The 23,997-nt window shown below is 42.5% G+C and carries 24 protein-coding genes; 15 read left to right on the top strand and 9 right to left on the bottom strand.

Features of this window, described 5'->3' with window-relative positions; genetic code table 11:
* Positions 1-142: 142 nt before the first annotated feature.
* Entirely contained in the window at positions 143-1,408 is a 1,266-nt protein-coding gene (gene murA / locus SOO65_RS18050; RefSeq protein ID WP_321393684.1) for a UDP-N-acetylglucosamine 1-carboxyvinyltransferase, read from the top strand.
* A gap of 1 nt (position 1,409) precedes the next feature.
* A complete protein-coding gene (locus tag SOO65_RS18045; RefSeq protein WP_321393681.1) occupies positions 1,410-1,754 on the top strand; it encodes a histidine triad nucleotide-binding protein in 345 nt (114 codons plus the stop codon).
* Between the two features lie 257 nt (positions 1,755-2,011).
* Here the strand turns inward: SOO65_RS18045 and SOO65_RS18040 are convergent, their stop codons facing one another.
* A complete protein-coding gene (locus SOO65_RS18040; protein ID WP_321393679.1) occupies positions 2,012-2,782 on the bottom strand; it encodes a hypothetical protein in 771 nt (256 codons plus the stop codon).
* A 61-nt stretch (positions 2,783-2,843) separates the two neighbouring features.
* On the opposite strand from SOO65_RS18040, the gene SOO65_RS18035 reads away from it, so the two are divergent.
* On the top strand, positions 2,844-3,485 hold the full coding sequence (locus SOO65_RS18035) for a hypothetical protein (RefSeq protein ID WP_321393676.1): 642 nt from the start codon (positions 2,844-2,846) through the stop codon (positions 3,483-3,485).
* On the opposite strand, the gene SOO65_RS18030 is transcribed toward SOO65_RS18035, so the two are convergent.
* Complete coding sequence (locus SOO65_RS18030) at positions 3,482-3,901, bottom strand: hypothetical protein (protein WP_321393674.1); 420 nt, start codon at positions 3,899-3,901, stop codon at positions 3,482-3,484. The two genes, SOO65_RS18035 and SOO65_RS18030, sit on opposite strands and share 4 nt — an antisense overlap.
* A 111-nt stretch (positions 3,902-4,012) precedes the next feature.
* Between SOO65_RS18030 and SOO65_RS18025 the strand changes: the two genes are divergently transcribed.
* From SOO65_RS18025 to guaA, 5 genes are all read left to right on the top strand, one after another.
* The gene (locus tag SOO65_RS18025; RefSeq protein ID WP_321393671.1) at positions 4,013-4,729 is read left to right on the top strand and encodes a tetratricopeptide repeat protein; all 717 of its coding nucleotides are present in this window, start codon (positions 4,013-4,015) and stop codon (positions 4,727-4,729) included.
* Positions 4,698-5,726 carry a FecR family protein gene (locus SOO65_RS18020; protein WP_321393668.1) on the top strand — a complete coding sequence of 343 codons (1,029 nt, stop codon included), beginning with the start codon at positions 4,698-4,700 and terminating at the stop codon, positions 5,724-5,726. The genes SOO65_RS18025 and SOO65_RS18020 overlap by 32 nt, the downstream gene beginning before the upstream one ends.
* Positions 5,727-5,881: 155 nt before the next feature.
* Positions 5,882-6,559: a response regulator transcription factor gene (locus SOO65_RS18015; protein ID WP_321393665.1), complete on the top strand. Its 678-nt coding sequence runs from the start codon at positions 5,882-5,884 to the stop codon at positions 6,557-6,559.
* 59 nt (positions 6,560-6,618) lie between these two features.
* Positions 6,619-8,082, top strand: coding sequence for an IMP dehydrogenase (gene guaB / locus SOO65_RS18010; RefSeq protein WP_321393662.1), 1,464 nt, complete (start codon positions 6,619-6,621; stop codon positions 8,080-8,082).
* Between the two features lie 2 nt (positions 8,083-8,084).
* Positions 8,085-9,632 (top strand): glutamine-hydrolyzing GMP synthase, encoded by a 1,548-nt coding sequence (gene guaA, locus SOO65_RS18005; protein ID WP_321393659.1) that lies wholly within the window; start codon positions 8,085-8,087, stop codon positions 9,630-9,632.
* 31 nt (positions 9,633-9,663) lie between these two features.
* Here the strand turns inward: guaA and SOO65_RS18000 are convergent, their stop codons facing one another.
* Complete coding sequence (locus SOO65_RS18000; protein WP_321393657.1) at positions 9,664-10,338, bottom strand: hypothetical protein; 675 nt, start codon at positions 10,336-10,338, stop codon at positions 9,664-9,666.
* A gap of 171 nt (positions 10,339-10,509) precedes the next feature.
* Between SOO65_RS18000 and SOO65_RS17995 the strand changes: the two genes are divergently transcribed.
* Both SOO65_RS17995 and SOO65_RS17990 read left to right on the top strand, forming a co-directional pair.
* Positions 10,510-10,866: a hypothetical protein gene (locus SOO65_RS17995; RefSeq protein WP_321393655.1), complete on the top strand. Its 357-nt coding sequence runs from the start codon at positions 10,510-10,512 to the stop codon at positions 10,864-10,866.
* Between the two features lie 3 nt (positions 10,867-10,869).
* On the top strand, positions 10,870-11,844 hold the full coding sequence (locus SOO65_RS17990; protein ID WP_321393652.1) for a hypothetical protein: 975 nt from the start codon (positions 10,870-10,872) through the stop codon (positions 11,842-11,844).
* Between the two features lie 22 nt (positions 11,845-11,866).
* On the opposite strand, the gene mtnC is transcribed toward SOO65_RS17990, so the two are convergent.
* From mtnC to SOO65_RS17965, 5 genes are all read right to left on the bottom strand, one after another.
* Entirely contained in the window at positions 11,867-12,553 is a 687-nt protein-coding gene (gene mtnC / locus SOO65_RS17985; RefSeq protein ID WP_321393648.1) for an acireductone synthase, read from the bottom strand.
* Entirely contained in the window at positions 12,550-13,077 is a 528-nt protein-coding gene (locus SOO65_RS17980) for a 1,2-dihydroxy-3-keto-5-methylthiopentene dioxygenase (RefSeq protein ID WP_321393646.1), read from the bottom strand. The genes mtnC and SOO65_RS17980 overlap by 4 nt, the downstream gene beginning before the upstream one ends.
* On the bottom strand, positions 13,077-13,703 hold the full coding sequence (gene mtnB, locus SOO65_RS17975) for a methylthioribulose 1-phosphate dehydratase (RefSeq protein WP_321393643.1): 627 nt from the start codon (positions 13,701-13,703) through the stop codon (positions 13,077-13,079). The genes SOO65_RS17980 and mtnB overlap by 1 nt, the downstream gene beginning before the upstream one ends.
* A gap of 75 nt (positions 13,704-13,778) precedes the next feature.
* Complete coding sequence (locus SOO65_RS17970; RefSeq protein ID WP_321393639.1) at positions 13,779-14,537, bottom strand: siderophore-interacting protein; 759 nt, start codon at positions 14,535-14,537, stop codon at positions 13,779-13,781.
* A 24-nt stretch (positions 14,538-14,561) separates the two neighbouring features.
* Entirely contained in the window at positions 14,562-15,686 is a 1,125-nt protein-coding gene (locus tag SOO65_RS17965) for a fatty acid desaturase (RefSeq protein ID WP_321393635.1), read from the bottom strand.
* Between the two features lie 254 nt (positions 15,687-15,940).
* On the opposite strand from SOO65_RS17965, the gene dnaE reads away from it, so the two are divergent.
* The 5 genes from dnaE to SOO65_RS17940 all read left to right on the top strand — a co-directional run bounded on the left by dnaE (position 15,941) and on the right by SOO65_RS17940 (position 23,643).
* Positions 15,941-19,597 carry a DNA polymerase III subunit alpha gene (gene dnaE, locus SOO65_RS17960; protein WP_321393631.1) on the top strand — a complete coding sequence of 1,219 codons (3,657 nt, stop codon included), beginning with the start codon at positions 15,941-15,943 and terminating at the stop codon, positions 19,595-19,597.
* Positions 19,594-20,898: a hypothetical protein gene (locus SOO65_RS17955; RefSeq protein ID WP_321393628.1), complete on the top strand. Its 1,305-nt coding sequence runs from the start codon at positions 19,594-19,596 to the stop codon at positions 20,896-20,898. Before dnaE ends, SOO65_RS17955 begins: the two co-directional genes overlap by 4 nt.
* A gap of 17 nt (positions 20,899-20,915) precedes the next feature.
* Complete coding sequence (locus SOO65_RS17950) at positions 20,916-21,845, top strand: hypothetical protein (protein ID WP_321393626.1); 930 nt, start codon at positions 20,916-20,918, stop codon at positions 21,843-21,845.
* 74 nt (positions 21,846-21,919) lie between these two features.
* On the top strand, positions 21,920-23,221 hold the full coding sequence (locus tag SOO65_RS17945; protein ID WP_321393623.1) for an HD domain-containing phosphohydrolase: 1,302 nt from the start codon (positions 21,920-21,922) through the stop codon (positions 23,219-23,221).
* Complete coding sequence (locus tag SOO65_RS17940) at positions 23,218-23,643, top strand: hypothetical protein (protein ID WP_321393621.1); 426 nt, start codon at positions 23,218-23,220, stop codon at positions 23,641-23,643. Before SOO65_RS17945 ends, SOO65_RS17940 begins: the two co-directional genes overlap by 4 nt.
* Positions 23,644-23,669: 26 nt before the next feature.
* Here the strand turns inward: SOO65_RS17940 and SOO65_RS17935 are convergent, their stop codons facing one another.
* On the bottom strand, positions 23,670-23,954 hold the full coding sequence (locus tag SOO65_RS17935) for a hypothetical protein (RefSeq protein WP_321393618.1): 285 nt from the start codon (positions 23,952-23,954) through the stop codon (positions 23,670-23,672).
* Positions 23,955-23,997 lie beyond the last annotated feature (43 nt).

Here is a 23,997-nt window from a genome sequence, read left to right as displayed (position 1 = left end):
GTCCAAGAGTCATGCCACAATTTCCTAGGGCCAGATCCTTGGATCTAAAAGAAATATGACGCCTTACTTGAAATGAATTACCGCTTTTCTCTATCTTACTTTCCTCATAAAATTGATTCATCCTACTTCAAGGCGGAAATCAATGGATAAACTACTCGTAACGGGCCCATGTCAATTAAAGGGATCTGTTCATATATCTTCAGCTAAAAACGCAACTCTACCAATTCTAGCGGCAACACTTCTGTGTCCATATCCAGTAACGTTCACAAAGATTCCTGATCTCATGGACGTTGGAACGATTGTAAAACTACTTCAGAGCATGGGTGTGAAAGTTTCGAAGTCAGGTGACGAAATTGTGCTTGATGCTTCACACTTAGAAAATCAACACGCAGACTACTCACTGGTAAAAACCATGAGAGCTTCGGTTCTGGTACTTGGACCTCTTCTTGCTCGTTATGGTGTTGCTTCGGTTTCTCTTCCTGGAGGTTGTGCCATTGGTGCTCGTCCAGTTGATATTCACTTGATGGGAATGGAAAAACTTGGCGCTGAAATTCAAATTGAGAATGGTTACATCAAAGCGAAATGCGACAAGCTTAAAGGTGCTGTTGTTACTCTTCCTTTCCCAAGTGTTGGTGCCACTGAGAACATCATGATGGCCGCAGTTCTTGCCGAAGGTGAAACAGTTATTGAGAACGCAGCAATGGAGCCAGAGATTGATGACCTTGCTGATTTCTTAATCGCTCAAGGTGTAAATATTGAAGGTGCTGGAACATCTCGCATCACCATTCATGGAATGGACATCAAAAAACTAAAAGCTCCTGCTAAACCATACCGCGTGATTGGTGACCGTATTGAGGCCGCCACATTTATCATCGCAGGTATTATGAGTGGTGGAGATGTGAAAGTTGAAGGCTTCAATCCGAAGCACTTAACAAACGTTTTAGATACTCTGACGAAGATGGGTGCGAACCTTGAACTTGGAAATGATTTTGTTCATGTGAAAAAATCAAACCGTCTAAAAGGTGCCATCATTGATACTGCTCCTTATCCAGGTTTTCCAACTGACGTTCAGGCCCAGATGATGGCGCTCATGAGTGTGGTTGATGGTAATTCGGTTGTGACTGAAACAATTTTTGAAAACCGTTTCATGCACGTTCCGGAGATGGCACGTATGGGTACAAAGGTAACGATTAAAGGTAACTCTGCGACGATTGAAGGCGTGGAATCTTTAAGTGCTGCACCAGTAATGTGTACGGACTTAAGAGCATCTGCTGCACTTATTCTTTGCGCACTTGTGGCCCAAGGTCAGAGTGAAATTCAGCGTGTCTACCATCTGGATCGTGGTTATGAGAAAATCGACGAGAAACTAACTGGGCTCGGTGCCAAAATCGAGCGCGTGAAGGGGTAATATGAGCGACTGCATTTTCTGTAAAATTGTTAAGGGTGAAATTCCTTCAACTAAGATTTTTGAAAATGAAACCGTGATTGGCTTTAAGGACCTGCGTCCTCAGGCGAAGATTCATCAGCTCTTTATTCATAAGTCGCACACTAAAGACATTAATGATCTCGCTAAAAACGATCCTAAAGAGCTTTCAGATGTGTTTAATGCTATTCGCACTTACACCATGAACGAAGGTCTTGAAAAAGGCGGATTCAGAGTTGTGACAAACCTTGGACCGAATGCGGGCCAGACAGTTTTTCATACTCACTTTCATGTTCTTGCTGGGGAGCCGTTAGGGCATTTTGGAAGTTAGTCCTTATTTTTTAGTCCAATCCTTTTGCGCTTATGTGGAAGGATTGGTGTTTCTGCTTCAAGACTATCTAATCTCTCGAAAACTATTTTAAATAATTGATATCACCTTTTTGATCTTCCAAATTGGAATATCAAGTTTGATTGCCAAGAAGTAGTTGATTGAAGTCTGAATTTAATGATTTTCTAAAAATGAAACTATTTGAAATGAAAATGAATTACAAAAAAAAAGGCCACTTTCGTGGCCTTTTTTATTTTGGATTAAACTTGCAGTCCGTTAAACACCGCCGCTAAAACAGTTCTCTGCAACTGATTCAACTGAGCAGTTCTCGCCATAAACATAATCGGGCTTCTTTCAATCTGAGCAGTTGCTACGAACTGACCTTTCGATGGATTGAATTCAGTTACTTCGAATACATCATGGAATTTATCAATGTAGCTCGCCATAAGTTCTCTTTCTTTGGCGGCACCTTGTTGGAAATTACATTTCTTAGTACCAGAAAGAAGAGAGGTAGTAAGTTTTGGACGTTCTTTCTTCTCGTTGTTCTCATCTTTCTCTTCAGTCGAAATCACATCGTTGAAAAGCATCGTCATTTCAGTTGCACCGATGTTTCTCTTCATCCAGTACCAGAACTCTTCAAAGAACGTGATACGGTCTTTTTTCCAAAGTTCACGGAAGTGATTCGTGATTTTCCAAACATTCTCAATAGAGCTGAAGTTCTGGTGCATGGTCCAGCGGTTAAGTACCTTCAGGTAAATATCGCGGAACTGCTGAGCAGGCATTGATTCAAAAGAAGATAGGGTTAGGTTTTCGTCATTAGCGTCCAGGATAGGGTAGAAGGCCTTTTCTTTTTCAAGAAGGCTCACTAGCGAGCTGTAGTGCTCATTATCGTGGATAAATAAAGCCTGGAGGTTTTGATCAGCAAGATCAGTAACGTCGATAATTCGAGTCTCAAGGCTATTTTGAAGCCAATTAAGTTCCTTGATCAGCACTTGGCTAGAAGAACGGATAAAACCGAGCGAAATAATCATGCAAAACCTTCCTTTAAACCAGAAGATACTAACAAACGGAACTTTAAGTTACAATGGACTCATGGTGCATCATTGGCTCTTTTTGTTAGTTCTGCTGGTTTATTCCGGACTGGGTTTTTCTCAGGATGAACGCTATTTTCGCCAGATTCTCACTGGGGAACTCCCAAAATTGGGTGAAGAACACAAAGAGACCTTCCTTCCCCAATTCAATGTCCAGGGATCTTCTTATCGTTACGATTTAAACGGCGACGGTTTTGAGGAATCTATCATCCCTCAAAAAAGGGACGGGGTAGATTGGCTCGAAATCCGCGATCCTTCTCAGAGAAAAATCTTTGAGGGTAAGATGCTCGCAATGGGGTCCGAGAGTGCTATTTATAAAATCAAACTCGTGAATATTTCCCAAAAGGTCAAGGTCGCGATTGTTTTCCTGGATGAAGGAAGTACCAAGGGAAAGCGTTTTGAATCAACTGGCAGAATCTATGTTCTTTCCTTTGAGGACAATGATCTCAACAACATTTCAATGACTGAAGGGCCACATTTTTATCACGAAAAAGAGGCCCAGCGGGAGCAGTACTGGCGTCGCGATTATAACGTGAACGTTTACGATGTTGATGGAGATGGCGTGCGCGAAATCGCCGTGATGTACAATCACATTCAACGAATCATGAAATACAAAAGTCGGGGAGAGTGGGAGCGCTTCTAAGACGCTTTACGAGTAGACTCTTCGCTTTGTTTCGCCAGTTCTCTTTCTTTACGATACTTCTCCAGCACTTCCAGATTAGAAGCACTTTCAAGTGTGGCCTTTTTACGAAGGTGACCCATGATTGTGAGCCATACAAAAGTCGGTAAACCAACTCCTAAAACCACTGCAAGCATAGAGAAAGCACTCCATGGTTTACTTGGTTCTACAAGTTCAGGCTTAGGTGGATTTGTTCTCGATTCTTCAAGCTTAGTCATGTCTTGTTCAAGATTGAAGAGAGTGTCGCTGGCGTGTGGAGTTGCTTCTGGCTGATCTATCTCGATCCCTACGAAATCCTCTACGGCCGGGCTACGGTTAGCATGGGCAACTACTGAAATTGAGAGGAAAAGTAGACAAAGTCCAAGTGTGCGAAAAGCCATATTGATTACTCCTGCTGCAGATATCGGCATTTTCTTCCAAATTCTTTAACTAAAGATTTCAGTCAATTTACCGATAAATAAACGAGTTTAATGGAGCCCTGAGGGTCAATTATGAAGCTATTTTTTGTGTTTCTACTTCTGGCATTTGGCTATGTCTTTTCTCTCTGGAAATTCGGAGGAATGGATAAAACTGTGATGGCGAAATTAGATGCCCAATTACAGTACGAAAAGAAAGCACTCGCTCTCGCCAAAGAGAATCGTCTTCTCCAGGTGCAGATCTCAGATCTCAAATATCAGATCTCACAACTTGAATCAAAGAATAAGTATTTTGCTTCTCAAGCAAAGGCCCCCGCGGCCACTACTCCTGTGAGAAAAATCGCCAGCGTTCCCAAAATGGACACGAACGATCTTGTGAATTACGAGATCTATAAATGGACTCCAGAGAAGCTTCTGGCCATTGGTGAGAAAGAACTTCACTTCAAAAATTATGAGAAGTCAGCACAGTTTTATAATGAGCTGATCGTTCGCCATCCTAAGCATGAAATCGTTAGTGACCGCGTGCTTTTCGGAGCAGGTGTGGCCGCTTTTGAGACTGGTAAACGTTATGACTGGTCTGAACAACATCTTGAACGTCTGGTGAAGAATTATCCTAAGTCTGAGTTCTATCGTGGTGCCAAGCTATGGCTTGCACTTGCTCAGTACAATCAGGGTGAGCATCAGAAGTTTCTTAAAACCGTAGAAGAATTTCGCCTTAAATACAGAAACACTGAAGAGTGGAAAATCCTAAGTAGGTACTATGAAGACATCTCTTACAAAATTAAGCAGTAGCTTTTTACTTCTTTCTTTTTCTCTGGCCGTTTATGCCAAACCTGTTGCTCAAGTGACAGAGTTAAACGGAACCGTTTTCGTGGTAACTCCCGAGGGAAAAACCAGTGCGCTTAAAGTAAACCAACACATTGAAGAGAAATCTGAGGTGATGGTTGAAGAGGGTGCTTCAGTTACATTGAATGATTACTTCGATGCTACTTATCACATGACTGGTGGCTCGCATCTGAAGTTCTTTAATAAGTCAGTTCAGTTGAAGAAAGGGAAGACCTGGATTCAATCTGTGAATGCTCGTCATCCTCTAGCTCTTACAACTGCCAATGCAGCTGTTGATTTCTGGAAAGGTGAATTCATTACGACTTTTGATCAAGCTACCTCTCGCTCACAAGTTCTGGTTGTGAATGGTGAAGTAGAAGTATCTAACGTTCTGGATAAGAACATGAAGTACACTGTGGCCGCAGGTACTTTTTCACTTATTGATCCGGAAGTAGAAAATGGTATTCCTCGCACTCCTACGAAGGTAGGTCTGGCCTCTCTCAATAAGGCACTATCTGAGTTTAAGCAGCTTCCAGAGAAGATTAAAGCAGAGGAGCCCCAGGCCCGCTCAATTGCTTCAGTAGAGGAAAAAGCACCTGCTCCAGTGAAGAAGGGAGAGATCATTTTTATCTCTACTAATCGTCTTCCTGCCTCGGTTTCAGGCAGCGCTCACAAATACTACAAGCAGAAGGTCACAACTAAGAAAGTAGTTGTTGATGCTGCTCCTGTACCAATTCGCATTTTTGGAACGAGTTATCAGAAAACTGAACCGTATGTAGCACCAACTGAGGCTCCTAGACAGCCAGCATCAATTCAATCTGTTGGGCCCGAAACTAGCAAAAAAATGCCTCAAACGAGCGTTTTAAATCAAGAGTTTGGGGACTCTCTAAAGAAGCACACTGCAGAACAGCCTAAGTATTCGAAAGAATTAGAAAAGCTCATCGACGACCTGAAGAGTTACTAGGACTTAGAACGCTTTTTCAATATGTTAGAAGCTCCTTAACATCCCCTAAAATTTCAGCCATTTGGGGGATTTGGAATTACACACAAAATATTTAAGATATCTTGAGTTTTAGTTCGATCTAAACATGCCTTAATATGCATTCAATGGAGCATCTTATGGAAAAAAACCGAATGCATGTAACGATCATTGATGACAATAAAGATCTTTTAGAGGTTCTCTCTAGTTCGCTATCAGACCAATTCACAATTGAGTCTTTTACTGAGCCGGATAAGGGCTTGGATTTCATCCGTAACAACCACACGGACGCAATTCTTCTCGATCTTCACATCCCAGGGAAAGATGGTTTCCAGGTTTATGAAGAGGTAAAACGCGCAAAGCAAAACCTTCCAGTGCTGTTCTTAACTGGTGACTCAGATATGGGTGCACGAGTAAAAGGGCTTGAGATTGGAGCGGACGACTTCCTTTTGAAACCAGTTCAAACTGAAGAGCTTGTTGCACGTATCCGTAACCGTATTGCCCTCTCGAAGAGAAATCTTCAGAACAATAAAGTGATTAAGTTTAAAGACTTGGTTATTGATCTTGATGGTCATCAAGTCATTCTTAATAACCAAGCTGTGCGTCTTACTCCTAAAGAGTATCAACTTCTTCTTGTGCTTTCACAGAACCCAAATCGCGTGATCCATAAGGATGATTTGATTCATATGCTTTGGAAGGACGTTCACGTTGAAGTGAACAACCTTGATACGCACTTCTCAAATCTTCGCAGAAAGTTGAAGCCATTCTCAACTCACATCAAAACGCTCAAGAACTTGGGCTACGTACTGCGCATATAGTTCCCACCCTAGAAATCTACTTTAAATGAGCTATCCTTTGGTAATCAAAGGATAGCTTTATGTTTTATACCGAAGATTCAGCTTTGACCTATGACGATGTTCTCATCGTTCCAAATTACTCAGAAGTTCTTCCCACTGAAGTCGAATTAAAAACCAAATTCTCAAAAAACATCACCATGAATATTCCGATCGTTTCCAGTGCGATGGATACGGTAACTGAATCGCGTACGGCGATTGTGATGGCCCAGGAAGGTGGGATTGGTGTTATCCATAAGAACATGACTCCAGAAGAGCAGGCCTTCGAAGTGGAGAAGGTAAAGAAGTATGAATCAGGAATGATTCTTGATCCTTTCACTGTCACACCTGATCAAAAAATTTCTGATCTCTTCGACCTGATGAAGAAATATAAAATTTCAGGTTTCCCGGTTGTGGAGAAAGATAAAACCTTAGTGGGAATGATCACCAACCGTGATCTTCGTTTTGTGTCTGACACTTCAAAGAAAGTTAAAGACATCATGACTTCAAAGAACCTTGTGACAGCTCCTGAAGGAACTAGTTTTGAGAAGGCAAAAGGCATTCTTCAAAATCACCGCGTAGAAAAACTTCCAGTCGTGAACGCCGAAGGAAAACTTCGTGGCCTAATTACCATTAAGGACATTGAGAAAACCATTGCCTTCCCTAATGCTAACAAGGATCAGTTTGGCCGCTTGCGTGTGGCGGCGGCTTGTGGTGTAGGGGAGAAGGAATTAAAACGCGTTGAGACCCTAATTAAGGCCCATGTGGATGCGATCGTAGTGGACACGGCCCATGGTCACTCAAAGGGCGTTATCGAGATGGTGAAGGCCATCAAAAAAATGAACGCGAGCGTTGATGTGGTGGCCGGAAACGTAGCAACTGCAAAAGCTTGCGAAGATCTGATCGCTGCTGGAGTTGATGGAATTAAAGTAGGGATCGGGCCAGGTTCAATTTGTACGACTCGAATCATCGCGGGAATTGGTGTTCCTCAGATGCAGGCGATCTTTGATTGCAAGCCAGTCTGTGAAAAAGCAGGCATTCCATTCATCGCTGATGGTGGGATTAAATACTCAGGCGATATTTTTAAGGCCCTCGCTGGTGGTGCTTCGACAGTGATGATTGGTTCACTATTCGCGGGAACTGATGAAGCTCCAGGTGAAATGGTGCTGTACCAAGGGCGGGCCTACAAAATGTATCGAGGCATGGGTTCTCTGGGTGCGATGGAGAAAGGGTCAAAAGACCGTTACGGCCAGAGTGCAGTAGAAGAGATGTCAAAACTTGTTCCAGAAGGAATTGAAGGACAAGTGCCTTATCGTGGTTCGCTTTCAACAAATCTTTTCCACCTGGTTGGTGGTGTTCGATCTGGAATGGGCTATGTGGGCGCTCCGAATATGACTGAGCTTCACAAGAAGGCAAAGTTCATTAAAATCACCGCTGCCTCTCTGAAAGAATCTCATCCTCATGATGTGATCATTACTAAAGAAGCTCCTAACTATCGCCAGGTTTAATCATGAAAAGCTCTATTTGGATCGTTGATTTTGGTTCTCAATATACTCAACTCATCACGAGAAAGTTTCGTGAGTTGGGATTTACTTCAGAGATTATGACTCTGGAAGATGCCCTGGAAAAATTAAAAGGCGAAGAGCCGAAGGCCCTGGTTTTATCCGGCGGACCTCAGAGTGTCTTCGAAGATACGACTGATTATTCTCCGTTCTTTTCTCGTCCTAAGCTTCCTATCTTGGGCATTTGTTATGGGATGCAAATCCTTGGTCAATACTTTGGCGGGAAAGTAGAGAAGGGTGTGCAAGGTGAATATGGCCTGGCGAAACTTCGTACGGTTCCGGGATTTAATGTTCCGGGCATGCCGGCGGAGAGTGACGTATGGATGAGTCACTCGGATCACGTGAGTGTGCTTCCTAAAGACTTTAAACTTATTTTTCAGAGTGAAAATGGTCTTACTGCCGGAATTAAGCATGAACTGCTTCCCATCTTAGGGCTTCAGTTTCACCCGGAAGTTCACCACACGGTTCATGGTAAAGATGTTCTTGGTTACTTTTTAAATGAAGTCGCGAAACTTAAAACGGATTGGTCATCAAAGACCATGCTTGAAACTTCACTTGAAGAAGTGAAGGCGATTAAAGGATCAAAAGTTCTTTGCGCATTTTCAGGAGGAGTGGATTCACTTGTGGCCGCGACCCTGACTCAAAGAGTGATCGGCGATGACCTCCATTGTTTCTTTGTGGATCATGGTCTCCTTCGTCCGCAAGACATTCATCACATCAAGCTCCTCCAGGAAAAGACCTCACTTAAAATTGAAATCATCGATGCCACGGATATGTTTCTAAATGCTCTTCATGGACACAAGGATCCGGAGAGTAAACGCAAAATCATCGGGAAGACTTTTATCGATGTGTTCGAAAAGAAAGTTCATGAATACGAGAAGAGTCACAATGTAAAATTTGATTATCTTCTTCAGGGAACTTTATATCCAGATGTGATTGAGTCCATTTCCCCTCATAAAAAGGGCGGTAAATCCGTCACAATTAAGTCACACCACAATGTAGGTGGGCTACCAGAAAGAATGCATCTGAAACTTTTGGAACCACTTCGCTTCTTATTCAAAGATGAAGTCAGAGCAATGGGACTTGAGCTTGGACTTCAGCACGAATGGGTCTATCGTCATCCTTTCCCGGGTCCGGGTATTGGTGTGCGTGTTCTTGGAGAGCTTCACAAAGATTCAATTCGTAAAGTTCAAGAGTCTGACCAGATTCTTTTTGAAGAACTTAAAAGTCATAAGCTTTATGATTCGACCTGGCAGGCATTCACGGTGCTTCTTCCGGTAAAAACCGTGGGAGTAAAAGGTGATGGTCGCGTTTATGAAGAGGTCATTGCTGTTCGCATGGTTAATTCACAGGACGGTATGACGGCCTCCTTGACAGAAGTGCCATGGAGCTTTTTAAATCGGGTCTCTTCGCGCATTTGTAATGAAGTGAAGGGGATCACAAGGGTCGTTTACGATTGTACTTCCAAGCCACCAGGCACTATCGAGTGGGAATAAAAAAAGGCTCCGGATGGAGCCTTTTTATTTTTTAGAATAGAATGTCCGAAAAGTCGCCCTGAACACAGTCGCTGCTGTCGGCGTCGTCATTGGCACAGAAAGTAACGTTACGAAGATCCACTGTATTTAGATCTACATCTTTTTCATCTGTCACAACTGTCTTAAAGCCTTCGCCTTCAGTTAAGACAAGATTTCTGAATGAAGGTTTTGTTAGATCATATTTGAAAGTCATGCTCTCTTTAGCGGTATGGCCTTCTTCATCGGCAAGTTCCACATCCATAAGAAGAGTGACTTGTTCTCCAGACTTCACAAGAGATTTAATATTGGCCGCAGAAGCATCTAGGGTCGCCAGATCTGCGGCAAGAGAAGGTTTCTCAGCATAGAAAACTACTGTTTCATCGTAATTTTCATAACCGGCATTGATACATCCAGAACTCGGTACAAGTGTAAGAGATTCTTTTGAATGAACGATCATCTTCGCACCTTCAATGCGAAGGATGGTCTGAATGGCCGTTTGCGAATACTCGCAAGCTCCCGCTTCAGTTTCAACTTTGGCAGTCGTCACCACTTTCTTAGACATTCCTGGAGTTGCTTTTTCCAGAACGGCTTGTTTCTGAGTAAGAAGTGTTTTGAAGGCCTTTACGTCGATGCTTTGAGCAAATGTTGTTGTGCTTACTAAGAGCGAAGAAAGAATAAGAAACTTCATATGAACGACTCCTGAAAGTGAATGGACCATATCCCATAAAACTTGGTTCTTCTTTGATTTATCAAGAAGCTATGAAGATTTACAGACCCCAAAGTGACACCACTGGAAGTCGTTGAAATTTATGGAAAATTTGTCGTCGCCCAATGGTTTTCGATGTGGTAAATCCGTGGCATGAAAAATCTTTTAATCCTTCTCGCCCTGGTGGGCTGTACCAAAAAGTACGCTGACTACGATCTCATTCGTAAAGTGGACTTCAATAAAGAAAGCTATGAGAGACCTATTACTCTGACTAAGATTGTGCCTGTAGGCAACGATCAGCTAGAGGCCTGTTTCAATCAGTGGCTCTTCTTCTCGAATGCTGAAAAAGAAAAAGATTCTGCGATCCCATTTCTAGTAAGAAGCCTTTGTCCTGGTAAGGACTATCTTTTACAGGCCGAAATGACAGAGCAGTGGTGGACCACCATCATCTTCACTCGTTCATGTGTAAACGTTGAAACGAAGTGTGCTGAGGCAAGAAAAGGTAACTAATTCGTGCTTCGATTCTTTGTCCTGTTTCTCGTTCTATTTCCATTTACGGTCTTTGCTCAAGGTGTAGTGAAAGAGATTCACTCGTCCAATGAAGTCTTTATTGAGATTGTTCTTCCGACCGAATTTAAGAAAGACCAGAAAGTTTTAATTACGGGGCAGGCCAATAAAAAGCTTGTTGCTTTGGGGACAATTCGTAGTGAGATTGACCCCTACAATCCCGGCATCTTTAAAGTCAGGATCGAAGAACTTTTTGATAATCATTTAGTACTGGTTGGGGACGTTGTTGAAGTCGTCAATTATAAGACCTTGAGAGACATGAACGTTCCAGGTTTTAACTCCCTGACTCTTGCTGATGGAAAAAGTACTCCGGCCGAATTCCAGGAACTCGCTTATTTTGGTGTTTTCACTTCAGAAGGGCACACTCTGGAAAAACATGAGGTACTCATTAGTCCATTTCAGGTTCAGTATGGTGTGACGAATGATTTCGGAGTCAAAGTCGTCAACGCTCTCTGGTTTGATGGCTACGCGAACTTAGGACTTAAGTACCGCGCACTCTCGAATAAATATGCCAAGATCACTTTAAACACTCTTGGTGCTTACAAAGTTCAGCAACAAGACTGGATCGGACAATTTGGGGGAGTGATTACAGTTCCTTCTAACTCGAAGTTTCAAAATCACTTCATGTTCACCGCGACCTTCGATCCTCAATACAATGATTCAAGGGCCACGAAAGATCTGGGGCTTTTCACTTATTCAGATATCAGAAGCATCACCGAATACATCACGGATGATTGGGACCGTATTCTTTATGGTCCGGTGTATAACGTTGAACTTCAAACTTTTGGAGGAACCGTATCTTATATGTGGATCTGGTCGACCTTCCATATCAGCCTAGGACTTGCGACAAAAGACTTTACCAATCTGACCTTTGGGCCAGAGGGCTATTACTATGTCTTTGATGCTTTCTGGAGATTCTAAAAGCGCCCGTAGGCGCTCTTAATTATAGATAATTTTTAAAGGTATCGAATGACGTGATGGATTCAAAGCGAGAAGACTTTGTTCCAGGACGAAGAAGTTGAGTCACACCCATGCCGGCCGCTTCTGCTGCTGCAAGTTCTTCAGCGATATCAGAGAAGAAGTGAATCTCCTGAGGCCTAAGTCCAACTTCCTGCGCGATTTTCTGGTAAGAAGACACTTCTCTTTTTCCTCCAACATTAGTGTCGAAGTAATAAGAGATCATCGGAGTCATATCACCTTCAACAGAGTAGCCGAAGATTAGCTTCTGCGCATGAACTGATCCAGAAGAGTAGATGCCGACTTTTGAACCTTTATCGAGAATCGTTTTAAAGAATGGTTTGGTGTCAGGGTAAACGTGACCTTTGAAATCATTCTTTGAGTAACCTACGTCCCAAATAAGACCTTGAATCGTTTTAAGAGCGCGGTGTTTACGATCGGCCTTGATCCACTCAAGAAGCTTATCAATAACTTCATAAAGACCAAGTTGGCGTTTTTCTTCCTTCCAAACCGTGTCTCTCACTTCTTGAATCGCGTCTACAACAAGTGGGTGAGTCTGATGATGAAGAACATAGTCCTGCATGCATTTTGCCGAGTAAGGAAAAAGTACTTTGTGAACAAAGTTAATGTCTGTCGTAGTTCCTTCAATATCGAATAAGAATAATTTGATCATTGGTTATACTTTTGTTCTTTGCCGCTATTTGTATAGCTTGCTACCCATCCTTCCGGAGTTTGGAAAACGCGGATGGCCTTCACATGATACTTAGGAGCTAGATCGAACCAGTGAGTGTAGCCCTTTGGAACAGAGATAAAGTCACCCTTCTCACAAAGAAGTTTAAACACTTCCTGACGATCAGCTAAGTGAAAGAAAAACTGTCCTTCACCATCCACGAAGAATCTCACTTCGTCTTCTGAGTGAGTGTGCTCATTCAAAAACTTTGCGCGAATGGCCTCTACATTTGGAGTATCTTTGTGCACGTTAATCACGTCAGCACTCTGGTAGCCATGCTTTTTCATATAAGGGCCAAGCTCATGCTCATAGGCCTTAAGGATCGTTTCCTGAGAATCAGAGTCCTTAAGAGGCAGTGATGCTTGCCACTGCTCAAAAATGATTCCGCGATCATTCATGAAAGTTTTAATGTCTTTTGGGTCACGGATTTCTTTTCTTTCCGGATCCAGGAGAGTTAGAACGGCCATTAGATTCTCCTCATCGTGTGGTAACACTCAAATAAAAATTCGTAAGTCTCAACGTGGCGTTTCGCTGTCGCGATGTCTTTGCCCCATGTATAAAGTCCATGTCCTGCAATTAGGAAACCGTGAACATTTTTATCGAGGCGACCTTTAATATTATTTAGAATTTCAGACATGACCTGAGAGTTAGGAACAATCGGAAGTGTCTCAACGAGCTCGTGAGTTTTATTTCCTTCAAGACCTTTCAGAATCTCGAATCCTTCGAATCGAATTTGTTTCTCTTTCACTAAAGAGTGAGAAAGAACCGTGCCAAGAACAGAATGGGTATGAAGAACGCAGTTCACTTCCGGGAACATGTCATACAAAGCAGTATGAATTTCAGTTTCAGCTGATGATTTAATTCCTGGTTGATTGAAAGGAGGAAGCACTTCACCTTTTGCATTGATCAAAATCAGATCAGAACTGCAGAACTTACTTTTATCAACTCCAGAACGCGAAATAATATATTCCGATTTGTTTTCAGCACGAGCTGAATAGTTCGTAGAAGTAGCAGGGGACCAGCCTTTATGATTAAAAAAGCGGATGGCCTCCAGTAGTTCTTCTGTTAGCTTTAAATTTTGACCGGTGAACATGAGAAAGGCTCCTTAAAACAAGAGCCTTTCCTACACTGAAGATCATGATATTACAAGCAAAGACTCTGTGCGGAACTACTTCCAATAGCCTGTGGCCTTAATATTTTCTTCTTTAAAGTTATAAGACTTAATAAGAGTCGATTTTAAGATTTTTGTGACACTCATTTCACCGCTTATAATGGCCAGTGGTTCACCTTTTGGGAGTTCGATATTCTTCAAACCTTCCTCAAATGCCATAAAATCGCCCTTGGCCTTACCGTTGCGCGAAAGCCAAGTGATATTCAGTTCGGCCTTAGTTGAGAAGGGATACTTTTGAGTTTCGTCTTCGATCTCTAAGAGAGCAATAACTTTAGTGCCGGCCGGAGTTTCCTCCAGACGTCGCGCAAAAGAAGGCATGGCCGATTCATCGCCGATGAATAGGTACCAATCAAATTCCGGATAAATGAATGATCCTCGGGGACCTGCAATGCCCAATTGCTGTCCTACTTCCGCTTGTGCGGCCCAAACACTAGCGGGCCCTTTTTTGTGCAGAACAAATTCCAGGTCTAGTTCATTTGATGTTGGATCATATCTTCTAGGAGTGTAATCGCGGCCTATGGCCCCTTCCGGAAGAACTGGTTTACCTTCAATGATGGTTGGAATGAGTGGCTTGGTCTGGCCAGGAAGTGGAAAGAAGACTTTGACATGATCTTCCGGAGCGCTGGAAACAAATCCGTTCAGCTCTTCTCCGGTTAATGTGATTCTACGAATAGACGGCGTTACGTCTGTGATTCGTTTAACGGTGAGTGTGCGAACTTTGAGTTCATGACTTACGCGTTTAGGTTGTTTATCCATTGGACCTCTTTTCCCCAGTGGGGATTAGGTCGCATGATTTGTCGCCATTTGCATTGAAAGAAGACCCATCTCCCATTGAGCATAAAGCTCCTGGAACTCGGCCTTGGCCTGTTGGATACGTGCCTTTAGCTCTTCCATTTGAAGATGAAATTCAGCGGCTTTTTGTTCTTTTTTAAGCCTGTATTCTTTTTTGAGGTCATCCAATTTTTTTAAAGCAACTTGAACCTGAAGAGAAAGTTCTTCCAGAGTCATTTTGTGATCATGCGAGTGATTATATTTATTGGCGAGAACATTCATTTTCGCCTTGAGAATACTAAGTTCAGAAGTTCGCTTCAGGTTTGTGGCCAGACCCACGCGAGACATAAGATTTACCGCCCATTTTGTTGGGTCCCATTGATACCAACGAATTCCATTACGGTAATCCAACTGGAATGTATGGTGGAAATTATGGTAACCCTCACCAAAAGTCAGTAGGGCCAGGAAGAATGAGTCACGAGCTGTTTGTGTATCGTCATAAGGACGCTTGCCCAACATGTGACAAAGAGAGTTGATGAAAAAAGTCGCGTGTTGAACGCCTGCCACTCTTAAAAACCCAACAATGGCAAAGCTTCCAATCCATGAACCTGTCAGATATCCCATGATAAGACATGGAATAACGTTAACTAATACAGTGATAGAGAGAAGGTTACGATCCTGCCACATAACGAGTTTGTCGTTAGTGAGATCCTTCGGATAATTAGCATTTGATAAGTTTTGATTTCGGATAATCCAACCGACGTGAGCGTAGAAAAATCCTTGATTGATATCGTACGGATCTCCATCGGTATCTACGTTCTGATGATGAATACGGTGATCTGTTGCCCATTTTAGAACAGAGTTCTCTCCAGCGGCCGCTCCGAATAGAAGATAAAAAAGTTTTATAAGAGGATTCGCCTGATACGAACGGTGAGCGAATAAACGGTGGTAACCACCAGTGATAGAAAAGCCCGTAAGAATGTACATCACGGCAGCAGGAATCAATAGGTAAGGGTTAAGGCCCTCTAACCAAATATGTAGAATGAGTAACACAATTCCAATCACCGGAATGGAAGTGATGAAAATCAAGTTGAAGAGATCGAGTTCTTTAAATGAATATCCAAGTTTTTTCACGCTATTTACCCTTTTAGAGACCCGAAATTTTTGCATATTCTGAACGTAAATCCTAGATAGAATCGACTTCTGAAAATTGTTTAGTTCTGAGAGTGGTGCGGGATGAATTTACAGGGACTTGTATTGGTGAAAAATTGTCGGTTTTTTGACTCTAAAATCTTCTCAAATGCTGCATAGCCAATTAGTGGTCTTTTCCCTCGAAAAATGGTTATCTTAGGGAGTACACCTACCACATAATCTCGAGGACTCTCAGTATGAAAAACCCCTTCCTTGGAAGTGATTTTCAAAATACCCGTCAGGACAGTTTTGTTCACCTGCATTTGCATAGTCAGTATTCACTACTGGATGGTGCAATTCGTTTAGGTGATTTGTTCAAGAGGGCCAAAGAACTTGAGATGCCGGCCATTGCATGTACTGATCACGGTAACATGTTTGGTGGTATTGATTTTTATACTCGTGCCATCTCTTCTGGTATCAAGCCAATCCTTGGTTCAGAGATTTATTTCACTCCAGGCTCTCGTCACGATCGTCGTGCTCCTAAAAACTTAAAGACTCTTGATTCTCAGGACGAAGTAGAAGGGAAGCACCAGATTCACCACTTGATTCTTCTTTGTAAAAACCTGACCGGTTACCGAAACCTGTGTAAGCTTTTATCTAAGGCCTATCAGGAAGGGTTCTACTACAAGCCAAGAGCTGATGTGGAACTACTTAGAGAATTCTCAGAAGGATTAATTGCGACTTCAGCATGTTTGAAAGGTGAAGTAGGTTATAACCTCTTTACTGGTCAAGATGATCGCGCGCTTCAAGCGGCGATGAAGTTTCGTGAAATCTATAAAGATGATTTTTATCTGGAAATTCAAGAGAACGGAATTCCTGAACAGGTTGATGTTAACAAAAAGATCATCAACTTCGCGAAGGACTATTCGATTCCTCTTGTTGCAACCAATGACTGTCACTATCTGACTCGTGAAGATGCTGCCGCCCAAGAAGTTCTCATGTGTATTCAAACTGGTAAAACGTTTGAAGATGAAAAACGCATGAAGCTTTCTACGACAGAGTTCTATTTCAAGTCGGCCCAGGAAATGCGTCAGGCCTTCAGCTATGTTCCTGAAGCTTGTAACAACACTTTAAGAATTGCTGATGCTTGTAACCTTGAGATTCGTTGGCAGGATGAGAAAGGTAAGCAGATTTACCTTCTTCCAAAATTTGAAATTACAACTCAGGAAACTGAAGAAGATTACTTCGCTCGTAAATCGAGAGAAGGACTTGAAGAGCGCTTCAATGGTCCTCACTTTAAACATCTCGTAACAAAAGATAATTGGGAAACTGAGATTAAGCCTCAGTATCTTGATCGACTTGAAGTGGAAGTTGGACTCATTAAGCAAATGGGATTCACTGGTTACTTCCTGATCGTATCGGACTTCATCGGCTGGTCTAAGGCCAATGGAATTCCAGTTGGTCCGGGTCGTGGTTCTGGTGCCGGTTCAATTGTTGCTTATGCATTGAAAATTACCAACGTTGACCCGATTCCATATAACCTTCTCTTCGAGCGTTTCATTAACCCTGAACGTATTTCGATGCCCGACTTTGATATCGACTTCTGTCAGGACCGTCGTCAGGAAGTAATTGAATACGTAACTAAAAAATATGGTGAAGAGCGCGTAGGGCAGATCATTACCTTTGGTACACTTTCTGCAAAAGCGGTTCTTCGTGACGTATCACGTGTGTTTGCTCTTCCATATGCGGAAGCAGATGCTCTTGCGAAGCTCGTACCGGAAGAACTTGGTATTGAACTTCAGGATGCCATTGATAAAGAACCTAAGCTTAAAGAGCTTGAAGATAATGATCCTAAAGTAAGACGTATTCTTCAAATTGGTAAACGACTTGAAGGTCTTAACCGTCACGCGGGTATTCACGCTGCCGGAGTAATCATTACCAACGAACCACTTGTGACTTACTGTCCGCTTTTCCGCGGGGCCAAGGGTGAACAGGTCGTTCAGTTCGATAAAGACTTCTCGGAAAAAATTGGTCTGGTTAAGTTCGACTTCTTAGGACTAAAAACTCTGACTGTGATTTCAAACGCAGAGAAGTTTGTTCGTCGTGATTTAAAGGCCGACTTCGATATTGAAGACATCGATATGAACGATGCTTCTGTCTACGACATGATCTCAGAAGGAAAAACCGTAGGGGTGTTCCAACTAGAGTCATCAGGGATGCAGGATCTTTGTAAACGAATTAAGCCAGGTTCTATCGATGATATTACCGCGATCAACGCCCTCTATCGTCCAGGTCCGATGGGCATGGGGATGCACTTAAAATTTGCCGAGATCAAAAACAAAATTAACGGTGCTATTGAAGAATATGCTTTTGAAGAACTAAAACCAGTTCTGAAAGATACTTACGGAATTATCGTTTACCAAGAGCAGGTAATGAACGTTGCTCGAGTGATCGGTGGTTACTCGCTTGGACAAGCGGACATGCTTCGTCGAGCGATGGGGAAGAAGAAAGCTGAAGAAATGGCCGCTCATAAAGAGATTTTCCGAAAGGGTGCTCTTGAGCGTGGCTTCGATGAAGAGAAATCAATCGTACTTTTCGACTTGATGGAGAAATTCGCTGAATACGGATTCAACAAGTCCCATGCGGTTGCTTACTCGGTAGTTGCCTATCAGACAGCGTTTTTAAAGAAGTATTATCCGGCCCAGTTCTTTGCTGCTCTTCTCGGTACCGAGATCAACAACAAAGAAAAGATCACGGCGTATATCGCTGAGGCCAAAGAGTTTGATATTGAAATCCTTCCACCGGATGTTAACGAGTCGTTATGGCTGTTCAACGTAATCGGTAACACTCGTATTCGTTTCGGTCTTGGTGCCGTGAAGGGCGTGGGTGAAGGTGCGGTAGATGATATCGTAAAAGAGCGCACAGAAAATGGTCCTTTTAAGGGCTTCGTTGATTTCTGTGAACGCGTAAATCTTAAATCTGTGAACAAGCGTGTGATGGAGGCCCTGATTAAAGTAGGTGCTTTCGATTCATGCGAAAAATACAACCGTAAGACACTTCTTGAGAACATGGAGTTTATCGTTGCCTTCGCTGAGAAGAAGCAGGAAGAAAAACTCATGGGTCAAACTTCACTCTTTGATATGGGTGAGGTGACTCAAAGTTCTGAAGAGCATTTAAACATTGCTGAGTCTGCTGAGTTTGATGAGAAACAAAAACTTTCCCACGAAGCCGAACTTTTGGGGATTTATGTTTCTGGTCACCCGCTGATGAGATTCAAAGATATCATGGAGAAACTAACTTCCATGAATCTCTCTCAGATCCATGAACTTCCGACTGTGCCTAAGCCTGAGGGCTTTAATCCTCGTCGTGGGGACGAACACGATCCTTCTAAACGAAGTGTTGTGATTGCCGGTATGATTTCAGAATCTAAGGTCATCCTGAGCAAGAAGGGTGATAAAATGGCCTTCGTGACTCTTGAAGACTTACATGGAAAAATTGAATGTATTTTCTTCCCGAAAGTCTTTGCTGAGTTTCAGCAGTTTTTGACTGCCGATGAGCCACTTGTACTTTCTGGTTACGTGAGTCTGGAAGACGTGAAGAAATTCTTCCCGACCAAGGTTGGTTTCCTTAAGAATGAATCGGAAGAGCGCGTAACTTCGGTACGGGTAAATGTTCCACTTCAAAACCTAAATGCTTACTCGCTTTCGCAAATGAAGCAGATCCTTTTAAGTTACCGGGGTTCAGTGCCAATTCACTTTATCTTTGAAACTTCTGAGGGCCGTGCTCGTATGCCTCTGGATGATAACTTCTTAGTGAGCCCATCTCCGCAGATGGCCGCAAAACTCAATGAGCTTCTCAATACCAACTCTGTGTCTTTCATCGTTGACGGTAAAGTAGAGGAAGTTAAACAGTGAAATTTTTCCTGATTCTTATCTTAATGACTGCGTCCATTTCATGGGCGCAGCTTACCACTGAAAAGAGCGTGACTCGCCAATTAAACGTACCTAGTGCGGACGGGGCAAAGCCATATCTACTATATACGGCCACGAATGAGGCGATTGCTCAGTATTCAAGTGAGATTGGTTTCAGCAACGAAGAGTTTCAAAAAAAGCTTCAGGAAAAATTTGAGAAGCATTTTGAAAAATATCGAGAACAAAAACTTCTGGAGCGCTTTGGTAAAAATTATCAAGCAGGCCTGACTCCTGAACAGAAGACAGAGTTCTTAAATGGTCTGGAGTCTCATCGTGAGGCAGAACTCATCAGATTCAGCAGAATGCTCGAGATCGTCGATCAGTTTCAGTTTAAAAAGCTCGAAAATCCCAATGCAACTTCCACTTGGAACGCGACGGTTGATTTGAATATTAACCGTGTGAAGCTCGACAGACTGGTTCAGCGAATAATGTCTGAGGGAAATAAGCAATACGCTAAAATTAATCTTATCTCGGAAATCAATCTCATCGGGATGGATTGGACTGAATTAGGACTAGAGAGAGAAGCAAGTTTTTCTTCTCCTATCATGACCTCTTGGCAAAACTGGTTAGTTACTAATCAACCTTCTAACGTTGAAGAAGTGGTTATCTGTACGGATCAATGCCTCATTAACTTCAAAAACTGGCAGGAAGTAAGTCAGGATGAAGGAATGCAAATTTCTTCAGATTTACAAAACAATCTATGGCTTAAAATTTCATTTAACCTAAGACGCGTTCGTCACTTACAAAGTTTGAATGAATGGACCTTTGAATGGGACGGAAGTGCAGTTCTTTTGGACGCCAATACCAAGCGTTTGCTCGCCTCAGAAACTTTATCTCTTCAAACTCGTACTTGGAGAGGGATGGATCAGAAGGCACTTAATTCCGCCCTTGCTAGTCAGATGTACCGCACACCCATGAGTGCTTTCAGCACTTTTACGAAAAAAGTAGGGGACCTGCCCCAGCTTAATCGCATCAGCCGTCTGATTATTCAGGGACAAAACAATCTGGGTGATGTTTTACAGTTGATGGAAATGCTCAAGAAAGAAGGAAAAGGTATCAATCTCGAGCTACAGCTCGATCGTTTCTCACAAAATGAGGCCCAGCTTCTGGGTTTCTATCAAGGTGAGGAAAAATCGTTTACTGATTTATTGTCACGCCTAAAAGAGTTAAAATCATCTCATAGCTACAGCTTAGTGAATGAATTTACTGGCATTCACCATGTTCTGAAGCTTATTGCTGAATAACTTTTTTGAGGATGATTATGTTCGCTTTGCGCTGGGGAGTATTCCCATTATTGGCAATTGCCTTTCTTCTAGAATCTTGTGCGCCTATCACGCGCAGAAAACCTATCAATCAGGCCACTAAAGTAAACAGGGTCTCTGAATTTAGTCCGATCAAAAAGAAAATCGCGCTTCTGACTTTTTACAATGAATCTCCCATGGGGGGAGAAGACCTTGCCATCACTGCGACTGAAGAATTTCGTCGCGAGATGATTAAGTCCCGTGATTTTTTAATTGATCCGGAAGGTGAGACCATTTTCGGTAACTCAAAAGAGATCTATGCCGGTGGTGGAATTAAACTCGCTCAACTTGCTCGAAAAGCAAAAATGTCTGGCGTGAATATTGTTGTTTTCGGTCGCGTGAAAGAAGCACGCATTCGTCAGAAGAGTGATGAGATTGGATTTGTGAGAAAACTAAAGTCCATGGCCGAGACCTATGTTGAAATTAAGGTTTATGACGTTCTCACCAACAAAGAACTTTTCTCTGAAACAGTGGATGGAAATATCTCGGATGATAATCTTCGTTTTTATCAGGAAGAATCTGAAGAGAACTTAGCGTATCGTCAGGACCTACTACGTTATTCTGTAAAAGTGGCGGTTCGTAAATTCGTGCCAAGAGTGACAAAAATAGCAAGCAGATTAGACTGGATGGGGCGAGTGGCAAAAATCATCGGCACTCGTATCTATATCAATGCCGGTCGAACCTCTGGAATTAACTTGGGAGACATTCTTAAGGTCATAACTGAGGGGCAAGAAATCTATGATCCTGAATCTGGTGCTATGATAGGTATGTCCCAGGGCGAGGTTAAAGGCACCCTGGAAGTGGTGGACTTCTTCGGCCAAGATGGAGCTATTTGTAACCTGCATTCGGGTGGATCTGTGACTGAAGGGGACTTTGTCCAACTATATTAATGACAACACCAGTACGGAAGCTCCCATTCTTAGTTGTCTCTTCTTCCCCTTATATGAGGGGGATTCTGAAGTTCGTGCTCGAAACACTCCTTCATACAGAAGTAACTGAACTTGAATCAGAGGAAAAGGCACTTTCCTTCCTAAAGAACCTGGACTCAGTTCCGAGTATGATCATCTACGATTACACTCCGAACGCCTACCTGTTGGAAGATTTCATCGGTTATCTGAGAGACAATTCTAAATTAGTTCGTATCGTGGTGCTGGTAGATAAAATTCGCGAAGAAGGAAAAGAGCTCCTGAAGGATCAGCATCAAATGATTCTGATGGATGAATCGACTCTTCCTGGTGCTCTGGTTGAAGAATCTAAAAAGCTCTTCGCGGGATCTCCTTTTTTAAATGAAGAGCAGTACAGCCGAATCGACATTAACTTCCTGGCGATTCTGGACGGGATCAACAAGAACCTTTTTATCCGCATCGGCAACGATAAATTCATTAAGATCTTCCACGAAGATGACAATACCGATGTTCTGGATCTGACGAAATATAAGAGTAAGGGCATTAATTATTTCTACCTCACTCGTGATACTGCCATGTGGGTCATTAATCAGATTCAAAATCAAATCGATATTTTCCTTAAGGCCAATAACTTCCGTTTCGTTTTAAGAGGGGCGAGTGATTCTCCGGAGAAGAGATTCGAACAAAAAATTCTACGCATTGATGATGAAGTTCACGTAGATAAGGACTTCAAAGAATCCATCGAGAAAGCGGTGGAGAAAATTCGCGCCATCGTCGAGAAAGAAGCCAAGGTCGATGCATTCCTGAGAGTCTTGAAAGAGAATCAGAATCATTATGCTCTTTTTACTCAAAAGATGAATCTTACTAGTCTTATGTCGTGTGTGCTTGCTAAGCAGCTCGATTGGATCTCAAAAACCACCATGGATAAACTCGTTTATGCGTCGGTTGTGAGTGACATTACACTCGCAGTTAGACCTGAACTTTTGAAGATTCCTAATCTTCATGAATTCGAACGCGTTAAAAATACACTTTCTGAAGAAGATCAGAAGATCTTTTTGTCTCACCCGAAAGACGCTGCGAATCTCATCAAACGTTATTTTACTTCTGCTCCGCCAGATACAGATGCATTGGTTTACCAACATCATGAATTTCCGGATGGAAGCGGATTTCCATTGGGCCTTCGCGCCGAAAAGATTTCACCTCTCTCAGCTTTGTTCATAGTGGCCACGGACTTTTCATTCTATTACTTACAGGATGACGAGCCGACTATGGACGACTTTCTTTTGAAGTGCCATAGTCGTTATGACTTTGTGAACTTCCGTAAAGTCATTAAAGCTTTAGAGAAGGTGAAAAGAAGATGACAAAATTTTATTTCATTGTACTCGCGCTGTTCCTAGTCGGTTGTGCCAGTGAACGGCCCAAGTTTAAGAAAGAAAAAACCTGCTCCCACGTCTCTCTGAAGTATCTTAAAAATCCTCGAAACCAGTTCATGCAAATCATTAACAGTCCCGATCTTAACATGAAGCTTGCTTCGACCCAGAAAAGCATGCAGTTGTGTTATGAGGACTTTAAGAATCGAACAGGGCAGGATGAATTCAATACCTGTATGGTGGTAGGAGTGGATTATTTCGGAAATTTGGATTTTTATGAATTTTCTTCGAAAGAAGTGAAGTTGGATCAAACTTTCATGAAATGTGCCATGGCCGTGACGGGACAAGTTCAATATGCGGACTATGGTCGAAACTATATTTTAGTTCAGTCGTATCAGTTCTATAAAGACTAAAAAAAGGGCCCTTGCGGGCCCTGATATTACTTCTTATCTTTTTTACCTTTCTTGCCTTTCATTTTGTCCCAGTTCTTCTTCATTTCTTTTCTTTCCTGGTGCATTTTATCTGTACATACTTTCAGAGCGGCATCGTCTTTTGCGCCATCTACGCAAGACTTGTTCTCTTGAAGCATTTTGATTTTATTATCTAGTTTTTCAGAGATCTTTGTTTTCTTCTCTGCGAATGGAAGTTTGTCCCACTCTTCGTGATGATTAGCGAAAGCTCCGATTGAACCTAAAAGAAGAGACGCAACTAGCAAAGTTTTCATACACACTCCTTGTGTTAAATTCATTGCTGTTAGTTTAAGGCCG

It is taken from the genome of Peredibacter starrii (genome assembly GCF_034259205.1).
In the GTDB taxonomy this organism is placed as follows: domain Bacteria; phylum Bdellovibrionota; class Bacteriovoracia; order Bacteriovoracales; family Bacteriovoracaceae; genus Peredibacter; species Peredibacter starrii.
This window is presented reverse-complemented; position numbering and strand designations above follow the sequence as displayed.

Bases quoted from the DNA above. Each gene is read 5' to 3' on its own strand.
- murA (WP_321393684.1), top strand. From the start codon at position 143: ATGGATAAACTACTCGTAACGGGCCCATGTCAATTAAAGGGATCTGTT.
- SOO65_RS18045 (WP_321393681.1), top strand. From the start codon at position 1,410: ATGAGCGACTGCATTTTCTGTAAAATTGTTAAGGGTGAAATTCCTTCA.
- SOO65_RS18040 (WP_321393679.1), bottom strand. From the start codon at position 2,782: ATGATTATTTCGCTCGGTTTTATCCGTTCTTCTAGCCAAGTGCTGATC.
- SOO65_RS18035 (WP_321393676.1), top strand. From the start codon at position 2,844: ATGGTGCATCATTGGCTCTTTTTGTTAGTTCTGCTGGTTTATTCCGGA.
- SOO65_RS18030 (WP_321393674.1), bottom strand. From the start codon at position 3,901: ATGGCTTTTCGCACACTTGGACTTTGTCTACTTTTCCTCTCAATTTCA.
- SOO65_RS18025 (WP_321393671.1), top strand. From the start codon at position 4,013: ATGAAGCTATTTTTTGTGTTTCTACTTCTGGCATTTGGCTATGTCTTT.
- SOO65_RS18020 (WP_321393668.1), top strand. From the start codon at position 4,698: ATGAAGACATCTCTTACAAAATTAAGCAGTAGCTTTTTACTTCTTTCT.
- SOO65_RS18015 (WP_321393665.1), top strand. From the start codon at position 5,882: ATGGAAAAAAACCGAATGCATGTAACGATCATTGATGACAATAAAGAT.
- guaB (WP_321393662.1), top strand. From the start codon at position 6,619: ATGTTTTATACCGAAGATTCAGCTTTGACCTATGACGATGTTCTCATC.
- guaA (WP_321393659.1), top strand. From the start codon at position 8,085: ATGAAAAGCTCTATTTGGATCGTTGATTTTGGTTCTCAATATACTCAA.
- SOO65_RS18000 (WP_321393657.1), bottom strand. From the start codon at position 10,338: ATGAAGTTTCTTATTCTTTCTTCGCTCTTAGTAAGCACAACAACATTT.
- SOO65_RS17995 (WP_321393655.1), top strand. From the start codon at position 10,510: ATGAAAAATCTTTTAATCCTTCTCGCCCTGGTGGGCTGTACCAAAAAG.
- mtnC (WP_321393648.1), bottom strand. From the start codon at position 12,553: ATGATCAAATTATTCTTATTCGATATTGAAGGAACTACGACAGACATT.
- SOO65_RS17980 (WP_321393646.1), bottom strand. From the start codon at position 13,077: ATGGCCGTTCTAACTCTCCTGGATCCGGAAAGAAAAGAAATCCGTGAC.
- mtnB (WP_321393643.1), bottom strand. From the start codon at position 13,703: ATGTTCACCGGTCAAAATTTAAAGCTAACAGAAGAACTACTGGAGGCC.
- SOO65_RS17970 (WP_321393639.1), bottom strand. From the start codon at position 14,537: ATGGATAAACAACCTAAACGCGTAAGTCATGAACTCAAAGTTCGCACA.
- dnaE (WP_321393631.1), top strand. From the start codon at position 15,941: ATGAAAAACCCCTTCCTTGGAAGTGATTTTCAAAATACCCGTCAGGAC.
- SOO65_RS17950 (WP_321393626.1), top strand. From the start codon at position 20,916: ATGTTCGCTTTGCGCTGGGGAGTATTCCCATTATTGGCAATTGCCTTT.
- SOO65_RS17940 (WP_321393621.1), top strand. From the start codon at position 23,218: ATGACAAAATTTTATTTCATTGTACTCGCGCTGTTCCTAGTCGGTTGT.
- SOO65_RS17935 (WP_321393618.1), bottom strand. From the start codon at position 23,954: ATGAAAACTTTGCTAGTTGCGTCTCTTCTTTTAGGTTCAATCGGAGCT.